A 10720-nucleotide genomic window follows, 5' to 3' on the forward strand; every position below is an offset into this window, starting at 1 on the left:
CGCAAACCACAGGGGTGTAGACCGCCCCATACCTCCACCCGCACCGGCTATAATGGCAACCTTGCCGGCGAGTCTATCTCCGCTATTCTCTTTCATGATAACCTCCTCTGCTTCAGCTGCTTCCTCGACTGCACTACCCTTCAAACGGATCCCGTTATTGCTAAACCAAAGATAACCGCTATCCTCAAGAAATGTTGTATGTTACTCCGTTGACCCGGTGCCGATACAGCGGTTTAACCTCCTCCGGGAACGCCTCGTAAACGTGCCGTGGAACGATCGCATTGTTACGTCCACCAAACTCCACACTCACCCACCACGGCACATAACGCACCACAATCGCCACTCGCGGCTTATCGCTGGGATTGGCGGCGTTCGAGTGCCAAATACGGCTATCTATTATCACCACACTACCCGCGGGACCCGAGACCTGCATTTCACCGGGAATAGGCTTAAATTCGTCAATTCCGTCTTCTGGTCCCCTCGGATTGCGCAGATCCTGGTGGCTTCCCGGCACCACCCACGTGCCACCGCTTTCAGGTCCAAATGGTGAGAGCAGCCATATCGTCGTCAATCCCATCGTAACGTCGGGAAACGGTTGACGGACAGCACCCGCTCGGTCCCTATCCGACAGATCGTGGGGCCAATCCGAATGGTAAGAACGATACATCTTGTTATAGTCATTCGGTGGTCGGGTCTTAAACTCAGTTTGCGCAATCCGCACATGTGGGTCAAGCATTGTCCTAATTACACCAAGCACCCGCTTCTCCGCCAAGTAGGGAGCCAACGGCTGAATGTAGGCGATGACGTTTTTCCCAGGTCCTCCATCTTTGTCCGTCTGGCGACCGAGTGAACCACCGGCTGCTTCATATTCGGCTGTCGCCTCCAGATGGGCGCCTTCCACATGCTGTCGAATCGTCTCCACTTCATTACCGGGGATAACACCCTCTACCACGCACCAACCCACCTCTCTTAATTGCGACACACAAGTCTCAATCTGCTTCGTCAATGTATCAGCCTCCGTTATGGACTCGCTTAATCTGACCTGACCTTATCAGATTGCCGGTCAGGATGCAAGTAGACCGACTGGCAGCCTGATTGATTGGTAGCGTAACCATCTGGCAGCAAACTCCGCAAGTAAACGTGATAGAAATACATCAATCAGGAAAGGCTTTCTCAAAAAGAGTATCGCCCCAACAAACCATACCCGCTGGACTCCCGAACGGTAGACCTAAGGCTTCAAATAAATCAATGATAGCTTCTACAAACCCAAATGAAAATTGAACATAATTCTGGCCATCAATTTTCGTCTGCCACGGGCCACCGGCAAATAGGAAGTTACTCCCGTTGGTTATTAAGTCTAGCTGAGTGCCATCCTTGAAAGTCAGCGAAATCGACCAATCGGGATAGTTATCAGTACAGACAACAAATTCAAACTGAGATTCAATAGGCAGCAAGTCCGCCAGGGCTGGACCAAGAGCTTGTATTTTGTCTGGGTCTAGCGCCTCCAGGCTTAAATTGGGGACTGATGACTCCGGTATAACAGTGGCAGATACAACAGGCTTGGTATGGGCTTGCTCAATTTTTACAGAGTAGCTGAACTTTTCGGGCTCACCGGAACCAGCCAAGCCCACCCATGTGTAATCAATTTTTACTGCGGTAATCTCCTGTTTTACAAACGGAGGCGATTCTACCAAGGAAACTTCGCCAAAATATCGGTAGAACAGTGGTGCTGTCACCGCAAAACCGTAATTACGTGAAATTGCTTCTATAAAAGCTTCCTTTGCAGATTCCGGTAAAGCATCATCGTCCAAAACCCTTTCGGCGTACGCCGTTGCTAATACAGCCCAATCACATGCGGATTTAGGACTGTAAGCATCGGGTAATTCATCAATGCTTACTGATTTTAAGTTATCGTTGGGATACCGTTCAGCAGCAATCTCCTCAAGACGGCATTGTGAGACTTCCTCGATTTCTGCCCCTGTTAAGGGTGTAATTGGCCAATTGGCAGGATATGAATATACGATTTCATCTTCTTCTCGCCATTCTGAACAACCTCCAAGAAGCAACATCAATAGGATACATGCACTAAACGTAGCACATGTAAGGGCCACTTGACGTCCAAACGATATAGGGGAAAAAGCGAGAATCATTATTGGCCTCCTTTTCAAAACTGCCTATCCTTTGTGATAGATTCATCCCAACGTTGGGCTTCCAAGTACGCCATAACAGCCTGTCGAGCGGCCGGCGAATCAATGCGTCTCAAAGCGTCCATCGCAAAAGCACCTACATGCCCACATGAATCATCCAGTGCGTGGAACAAAACATCCTCGGCACCTGCAGCGTCCTTCCCCAACCGTGTAAACGCCATCGCCGCGTTAGTCCGAACCTGATCCTGAGTTGTCCACCCACGACGCTCCTCCTCGTGCCAGTCCACTCTATTCTCTGTCAGCAAGCGGCTAAGATGTGGGATAAACGTCGCTGCCCCCTGATGGATGCTTCCTAGCGAGTCCGTCGCTGTACGAACCACGCGATGTGAATCATCCTTTAGACATGCTGTCAGCTTTGATACAGAACTTGCTGCATGGGAATCCAATTCGCCTAAGGCAAAGCTGGCATTAATGCGGACCCACTCACTTGAAGATTCAAGCGCTTCGGTCAAAGCAGGAACAGCGGACCGCCCAATAGCGGTCAAGGCGTGCGCTGCATCTTCCATCGAAATGGCACCTTCGTTCCAAGGTTCCGGGACTGGATGCGCGTTTTCTCGCTGACCCGCCGCTTTCAACCTCTCCATCAACGGTGGAACGGCGGGGTCTCCGATTGCGCCGAGCGTATAGATTGCAGCTACCCGCGCCGCCTGATGATCGTTATCCAACATGGCGATCAAGGCAGGGATAGCTTCGGCGGCGTCGGAACCGAGCCCAGCCAAATCATAAATCGCTCTCAACCGGTCAGCTAAATCCCGATCCTCTCCCAAAGCGGCGATATATTGGGACACACGATTTTTTGTCGATTGTACACCATTGCTTCGGAAACTTTCATAGCGGTCACGTTTCCCACACAACCAATCCCACATGTGAGACCATACTAGTTCTAAATTGTGCGGTGTTTCGATAGCAGCTGGGTTCTGCCACTGGAGGTTTTGACAATCCCATGACGGGGCAGTAGGCTCTGATGCACGGACATAAATAAACTTTATCATATCGCGCGGTTGATTGAGGAGGTTGACACCCGCGGCATGACCCACATCGAAATGCGTCAGCGACACGGTGCCCGCTTTTCCTTCCATTGGAATGGCTTGTGCCCGATCCTCATCGGTCAGGCGCTTATGGAATTGTGTGCCGGGGATGGCATGGGTCGGTCCCAGTTCAATCGGCGTGTCCTGTGGATAGTACATAATCCTAGCGAAACGGGAATAGTGCTGCCGGGGTCTGCCTAAAGGGGTATATGAATCTTGGTGGCAGTTTGCAGCTAACTTGATTTCCGGTTCAGGATCTGGGTCAGTAACCGGCCCCAAGTGATGACAGTAACGGTGCGGGTGTTCGATATATCCCTCGCCCAACGCACTTATCAATGCGCCACGTACTTCAGGACTGTTGAGGATGTGCCGCATCTCCGGCACCCGTGGCAGTACGTTGTTCCCCGGATTGATGCCCGCTTCCAAAACGTCTGCAAGTTTCCCGCGGATAGTTTCATGTAGGTCATCGGGAACGGACGGCTCTAGCATAACATAGCCATCAACAATGTATTGACGCATCTGCTCATCGGTGAGCAGGACAGGCGCATTGTTGAATGAAACGCTCATAGGTTGACTCCTTTTCAACAGTTTTACAAGACTTTGAGAATATACAAACAAACTAATGGGTTGGATTCCTTAACAAAATATGGCTTTTCATTTTAGAACAATAATAGTATTATCAAGACAATAGTAGATATAAAAGTGGGGGGAATAGCAAGGAACTCTAAAAGCGGACTCAATAGTATGATAATCTTTAAATCAGATCGTGTCAAAGCCAACAAGTCATCTCAGGTAAACCACCAAATTTCAATAGCAAGTATTATCACTCAACTGGAGACGGTACGCAATCAAATTAGCACCCACTCCGGTGAGGTTGAAAACAGTGTTGATGTGTTAGCCCGGCTTCGTGAAGGTAATACAAATAATAAATAAAGTGATATCCATTTCCCACCTAAACTTGAACCGCAATAACCGGCCGACGATGCGTTGGATTGAACGCAATAAAGGTGGTGTTGTTCACGAGGCACGGCTTCCAGCGCGAGTCAGGCCTTCCCCATCCACGGAAACGCCTCGCACATCAACATCGGTCAAACGAAGCGTCAAATCAGGGACGCACACCGGCAGGTCAAGTCGAATCGTATTGTCGTCCACCTTCACTTCAGCCATCTCTCGTGCGCACGCATAGTTTGTGATCTCGCTGCATTTGCGCCAGTGTGTCCGTTCGCCATTCGGGTCGCGCTCCTTCAAACGGCGGACGACGGTCTTGAAGGCGTTGAAGCCACGACGGTCATCGTTGTGCAGCCCGTAAAACCCCTGCCAGTGGCTAATGAGCACCGCCGGATCACCCGCATCAATGACGGCAGGCAGGCGTCCACCCTGCAAGTCTGCGGTGATATATTTATCGACATTGACCTCGCCGTAACCGGTCCACGAACCGGTCCAATCGCCGGTAGAGGCGATAATCTCACCTACCGCTGTACCTGTCTCCCGATCTGCATACCAAACAGGCGTTTCGACAGGACCATCGGCAGAGACCCGCTTGAAAAAGTAGGGCGTGGGATTCCCTGTAACCTCGCGTGCTGCAATACCAACAACCCTCGCATAGAAATCGAGCGGGTTGCCAAACCCACCGGGGGAAGTAACCCCTTCGGGCGTTAAGCCAACATTATCCAAAATCTGACAGGCGGTGGTGATGTAGTCGATCACCAATTCCTCCTGATCAACAGGCAGATTATTCCAATCGTACTGTTCCCAGATCCCCGACTCCAAGGGTTTACAGGTTGTCGGATCGACAACAACAGTATGCGTAATCATCTCAGGCGTAATGTCGTAGGCGGGGGTGATAACCTCTCGGCACATCTGCAACCAACTCTCTTGCTGCGCCTTGCTAAAGAGCGGCAATCCCTCGTCAATACGCCCTAAGGCAGCGGGGCACGGGACAACGCTATACTTTCCCCGCACACCGTGTTCAAGACACCACTCAGCGAATTCGCGGACGAATGACTCCGGATGGACAACAGGCACATCCTGCCATCGACGGTTCTCCCCGTCCACAAGATTCCGATCGCGCATAAAGAAGTAGTTCAGATTGACCAACACCGTGGAGTCGTCAAAGATGATTGACAGAGGTACGCGGTCAAGGGCATGTCGGGCAATTTCAACCTGCATGAATAACTCCTATGAAATCTCACGTTTCACACATCAATTCGTTTGAAAGAACTCGACGCTCTCACCATTAGGTCCTCTGAAGAAAGCAATCGTAACCTGTAACCCCCCAATGTTTACGTCGCGCGGTTCGACCGTAATCTCATATCCCGCCTCGCGGACATGCTCGATCGCTCCATGGATGTCCGTTGTCGTCAATGCAAAATGGTGCACCGGGTTGTTCGGCGCGGGATCGCCCGGTTTGGGTCCATCTGCAGTCGGCTGGAAAAGCTCCATGTGACTTCCATCCCCCATATCCAATAAGAGAATCTTGCGCTCTGGCGATCCAAATTCCGCGATAATCTCCATACCAAGCACATCGCGATAAAGTCGCAGCGATTCCTCCCAATCGCGCGTATGCACAGCAATATGATGCGCACCACATCCTTTGATAACTCTGTTTTTCGTTCCAATAGCCATAGCAGAATCTTTCCTTTTGTTTTCTAATTTTTCGGTGTCATTTGTCCAGTTTGGAGGACCTCTCCAACCAGAAATTTCCGTCGATTTCCGTTCATATCTTTGAGTAGCAGCCCACCATCCTGATCAATCGCCTCGGTTTCCCCACAAAAGATCCCATCGGCTGTGTTAATCTGGGCCCAATCGCCAGAAAAATGTAATAGCCTGTTACCGGTTGCAATAATCGGTTCAGTATCACTACGTTTCAAGCGGAGGTAGTTTTCTTCAAGCCTGTGTAGGATAGTTTGGAGCAGTACGACACGGGAGATTTTCCGGCCACTTTCTATTCGCAAAGAGGTAGCAGAAGCGCGAAGTTCTTCAGGCAAGTCTGCGCTTGTCATATTGACGTTGACCCCGAACCCCATCACAAAAAATGGCTGCCGATGTCGATCGTATTCCAGCTCCGTCAAGACGCCGCTCACCTTTTTCCCCTGAATCAGCACATCGTTGGGCCACTTAATCCGTGCCGAAAGATTCGTCAACTCGTTGGTCGCCGTTGCGATGGCGACTGCACCGATGAGGTTCGGTAAACCGACCTGATCCGCACGAAGCCGATGTCGCAGGATGATCGATCCAAGGATGCTCGATCCAGGGGGTGCAAGCCACTTTCTGCCATGCCGTCCCCGCCCTTGGGTTTGGCTCTCTGCTAGGATAAGTGTGCCTTCCTCTGCACCGTCAACGCCGCATTGTAGCGCCAAATCGTTTGTTGAACCCACCCGATCGTAGGTGTGGATCCGCCGTCCGATGGTCTGGTTCTGCAACCCGGATAGGATGTCGTCGGTTGTCATTATAAATCATCATAGTATCACGCCTAGTCCTAAAGTGTCAACGCCTAACTTTCCGCTTGACTTTGTGTCCTCGCTATCTTAAAATTGACCGAACAGAGGTTGAGTAAGAGTAACAGAATCTCACGATAGTTCAGACGGTCAAGCTGCTCTGAATCTCCCGATCAAGGATCGGGGCGGTTCGATCACTCATTGTGTACTACGCGCCACGCTTTATGTCTATGTCCATAATACTCACAATTAACGCCGGCAGCTCTTCTGTCAAGTACCAATGCTTTGAAATGACAGACGAAGTATGTCTGGCAAAGGGACAAATCGACCGACTGGGGTCCCCATCTCCGAATCTGTTCTATGAGCGGCATGATAACGTTACATATCAGACCAGCGTTCCGCCAATGGAATATGAAGCGGTTTTCCATTCAATCTTTGCAACACTTCTCGACACAGAAAAGGGTATCCTTCAAAATCTCAATGACGTCGCCGCCGTTGGACATCGCGTCGTCCACGGAGGGAGTCGCTTCGCTGAATCCGCACTAATCACCTCCGAGGTCGAGACAGCGATTAATCAATGCGTTCCCCTTGCCCCACTGCACAATCCGTATAATTTGGGTGGCATCCGCGCCTGTCGTCAAGCGTTGCCAAATGCTGCACACGTCGCCGTATTCGACACAGCGTTCCATCAAACGATGCCAGATTACGCCTATATGTATGCGCTCCCCTACTCGCTTTATGAGCAGCACGGTATTCGACGGTACGGCTTTCACGGTACATCACACCAATATGTGTCAACGCGAGCGGCAGAAATCCTCGGACACTCACTGACATCACTTAAGCTGATTACCTGCCATCTCGGAAATGGATGTAGTATCACGGCGATAGATCAGGGGAAATCCGTTGATACCAGCATGGGACTCACCCCACTTGAAGGCTTGATGATGGGGACCCGCTGTGGCGACATTGATCCCGCGATTATTTTTCACCTGATGGAGGAAGAACAGATGTCCGCGGACACGATCAATCAAATGCTCAACCGTGAGAGCGGTTTGCTTGGCGTTTCAGGCATAGCGTCAGATGTTCGAGACCTATTCCAAGCTGTTTCGGAGGGCAATCCGCAGGCGACACTTGCACTAAAGATGTTCTCCTATCGTGTGAGACAATATATCGGAAAATATGCGGCCGTTCTCGGCGGTTTGGATGCACTAATTTTCACCGCAGGGATCGGCGAGAACGCCGCGTCTCTCCGCACCACAATCTGCGAGAACCTCGGATTTCTAGGAGTTCACCTTGACGAAGAAAAAAATCTGTCGGGTGAGGTGGAAAAATCTATTCATCGGGAAGATGCTCCTGTCAAGCTCCTTGTCGTTCCAACCAACGAGGAACTGATGATTGCCCGCGACACCTTGGAGCTAATTGAAGGAGGAGTCGCAATAGAAACGGAGCGTGATTAACATGATCTTTACAAAATGGCAAAAACACACGAAGGCCCGTTTCATTTTCTTTTTAGCTAGCTCAATATTAGGCGGACTGCTGATTTTTCCTCCGGCGAGCCATCCGAAACAGGGGAAATGGACGCAGAAAGCGGATATGCCATCACCGAGGATGCAGCTAGCAACTGCCGTCGTCAACGGTAAGATTTATGCCATTGGCGGACTCAATGGAGGCTCGCGCGCTGCCGTGGACGAATATGACCCACAGAGGAACATTTGGACAAGGAAAGCCGATATGCCAACGCCAAGAGGCGGAATCGCCGCGAGCGCGGTTGGTGGTAAGATTTATGTTTTTGGTGGTCACAGAGTCGCTTTCCAACCACTTGATACTGTCCAAATGTACGATCCGGCGAAAGATAAATGGACACGGAAAAAGCGGATGCCGGCCCCGATGGACCGGATGACGACAAGTGTCGTCAATGGACAGATTTATCTCATCGGTGGCTGGGACTTTCCCGACGATGTTTACGCAACCGTCTTTCAGTACAATCCTGAAGGAGACACCTGGACTCGGAAAGCGGATATGCCAACAGCGAGGGGCGGTCATGCCGCAGTAGTGTTCGAAGAAAAGATTTATGTCTGCGGGGGTGGAACCTTCAAAGAAACTACCCATGGCGGAATACGGTATTTTGACGTTGTCGAAATGTATGATCCCGTGGAAGATCGGTGGACACGCAAACCCAAAATGCCGGTGCCAAACATCGGCTTAGGTGTCGAAACCGTGGATGGAAAGGTCTACACAATCGGAGGAACCGCTTCAGATAACGTCAGTCGCCTCTCAAGAGTAGACATTTTTACCCCAAACGACGGTGTGTGGATCGCGGAGGGTGGGAGTCGGCTGCCTCTAGCAAGAGGAGGACTATCAGTGTCTAAAGTAGACGACAAAATCTACGCGTTTGGCGGATTTTCAGGACTAGGGGTCGTCCCAACAGTAAACGAGTATGATCCCTCGGTGCTGAACGTTTCCCCAAAAGACAACATAGTAACAACGTGGGGAGCGATAAAACGCAACAGATAATCCTTAATAACCGGGTAGTTAAATACCCAAATAATAAAAGGAGACTTCTATGAAAATTGGTTTACGTATACCGGGGACAGCGCGTGAGCTCCCCTTTGATGAGTTCTGTCGTTGGTGTGCCGATAACGGTTTTGATGCCGTCGATATAAGCAGCGTCACACCCGAAATTGTGGAGATAGCAAGAAACGCTGGATTGGCAATTGGTACCTCAGACATGCCGGGCACTGGCGATCTATTGAGCGTTGATAAATCTCAGCAAGCAGCGGGGGCAGAAGCCGCAAAAGCCGCCATTCAAGCCGCTGCCGATAACGATGTCCAACTCATGTTCTGCGTTTTCTCGCCGGCAGACCCAACCATCGGACGGGCGAAAGTCTTCGACCTATGGAAGGAAACCGTTCCACCAATCGCAGCGTTTGCCGCAGATCGCGGCGTTACCATTTCCGTCGAAGGTTACCCCGGTCCCTCGCCCCACTGTCCCGCGCTCGGTTGCACCCCCGAAACACTGCGAGCCATGTTTGCAGAGTGTCCGAGAGGACTCGGCGTGAATTATGACCCGTCGCATTTAGTCCGCATCGGAATTGATTACATACGGATGCTCAACGAATTTGCCGCTCACGTCGTGCATGTCCACGGCAAGGATACCGATTTCGATCAGGAGGCACTCTACCTCCACGGCAATCTGGGACCGACTTTCCATGCCTCACGCGGTTTTGGCGAGGATTGGTGGCGATATACCATCCCCGGCGATGGGGTCGTCGATTGGCTCAAGGTTGTTCAACGGCTTGAGGATGAAGGGTTTGACGGAATTGTCAGCGTTGAGCTCGAAGACTATCGCTACTGGAAAACCTGGGAGGCAGAATCCGATGGACTCAAGCGTTCACGAGACTACCTCGCACAGTATGTACGGTAGAGACACAATTCTCTTGCCCGACCCTCAAAGCCCCAGTTGCTTTGAATCCCGATCTTAGCGGGGCGGTAGCGCGTAGGTTGGGTTGAACGAGTATCGTGAAACCCAACAATACATAGCCCAGTTGCTTTACGCTTCTGGATTTCTAGGGGCGAGGTTACCTCGCCCCAATCAGTGTTTAGAAATTCTGCGCCCTCCGCGTCTCTGCGGTTGTGTTAAACTAGAGATGACCGTCGGCAACAGCACCGAAGAAAGGAACGATACAATGATCATCGACTCCCACGCATACTGTTTTGAACCGGCGGATAGCCCACGCGGATACGCCAGCAGCGAAGAACACCTCAAGTGGGTCCAGGCATCGCATGCGGTGCACCATCAGCCAGCGTTTCGGATTCGAGACCGCGCACCCGGTCCCTCAGATATCCTTGCCCCCGAAGGTCGCCGCGATTTATCCAACCTTCCTGATGTCCGATTTCGAATCAATCACCCCCGCGGCAGAGTCGTCTGGAACTACGAAGGCGAAGAATACACCAAGCATTTCTACCCACCCAACCTCCGAAGTTGTGAATTCACACCTTTCAGCTTGAACGCCGAGATGGATTATGCGGATGTGGACATGGCGCTGCT

At 51.2% G+C, this 10720-nt stretch carries 10 protein-coding genes; 4 read left to right on the top strand and 6 right to left on the bottom strand.

Annotated features, from left to right (window positions below; genetic code table 11):
- Positions 1-184 precede the first annotated feature (184 nt).
- From J4G02_19390 to J4G02_19415, 6 genes are all read right to left on the bottom strand, one after another.
- Entirely contained in the window at positions 185-1006 is an 822-nt protein-coding gene (locus J4G02_19390; protein ID MCE2396698.1) for a phytanoyl-CoA dioxygenase family protein, read from the bottom strand.
- A 148-nt stretch (positions 1007-1154) separates the two neighbouring features.
- On the bottom strand, positions 1155-2150 hold the full coding sequence (locus J4G02_19395; protein ID MCE2396699.1) for a hypothetical protein: 996 nt from the start codon (positions 2148-2150) through the stop codon (positions 1155-1157).
- 14 nt (positions 2151-2164) lie between these two features.
- Positions 2165-3802, bottom strand: a complete 1638-nt coding sequence (locus J4G02_19400) for a HEAT repeat domain-containing protein (protein ID MCE2396700.1) — start codon at positions 3800-3802, stop codon at positions 2165-2167.
- A 450-nt stretch (positions 3803-4252) separates the two neighbouring features.
- Positions 4253-5404: a hypothetical protein gene (locus J4G02_19405; GenBank protein MCE2396701.1), complete on the bottom strand. Its 1152-nt coding sequence runs from the start codon at positions 5402-5404 to the stop codon at positions 4253-4255.
- A 33-nt stretch (positions 5405-5437) separates the two neighbouring features.
- Positions 5438-5860, bottom strand: coding sequence for a VOC family protein (locus J4G02_19410; GenBank protein ID MCE2396702.1), 423 nt, complete (start codon positions 5858-5860; stop codon positions 5438-5440).
- A gap of 23 nt (positions 5861-5883) precedes the next feature.
- The gene (locus J4G02_19415) at positions 5884-6684 is read right to left on the bottom strand and encodes a biotin--[acetyl-CoA-carboxylase] ligase (GenBank protein MCE2396703.1); all 801 of its coding nucleotides are present in this window, start codon (positions 6682-6684) and stop codon (positions 5884-5886) included.
- Positions 6685-6902: 218 nt separating this feature from the next.
- Here J4G02_19415 and J4G02_19420 point away from each other — a divergent pair, with 218 nt between their 5' ends.
- The 4 genes from J4G02_19420 to J4G02_19435 form a co-directional block, all read left to right on the top strand.
- Complete coding sequence (locus tag J4G02_19420) at positions 6903-8129, top strand: acetate kinase (GenBank protein MCE2396704.1); 1227 nt, start codon at positions 6903-6905, stop codon at positions 8127-8129.
- 1 nt (position 8130) lies between these two features.
- Complete coding sequence (locus J4G02_19425; protein ID MCE2396705.1) at positions 8131-9186, top strand: hypothetical protein; 1056 nt, start codon at positions 8131-8133, stop codon at positions 9184-9186.
- Between the two features lie 49 nt (positions 9187-9235).
- On the top strand, positions 9236-10096 hold the full coding sequence (locus J4G02_19430) for a sugar phosphate isomerase/epimerase (GenBank protein ID MCE2396706.1): 861 nt from the start codon (positions 9236-9238) through the stop codon (positions 10094-10096).
- Between the two features lie 82 nt (positions 10097-10178).
- Positions 10179-10720, top strand: a 542-nt coding sequence (locus tag J4G02_19435) for a hypothetical protein (GenBank protein ID MCE2396707.1), incomplete at its 3' end; no start/stop codon positions are given.

The sequence above is a fragment of the Candidatus Poribacteria bacterium genome (assembly GCA_021295755.1).
GTDB lineage: Bacteria > Poribacteria > WGA-4E > WGA-4E > PCPOR2b > PCPOR2b.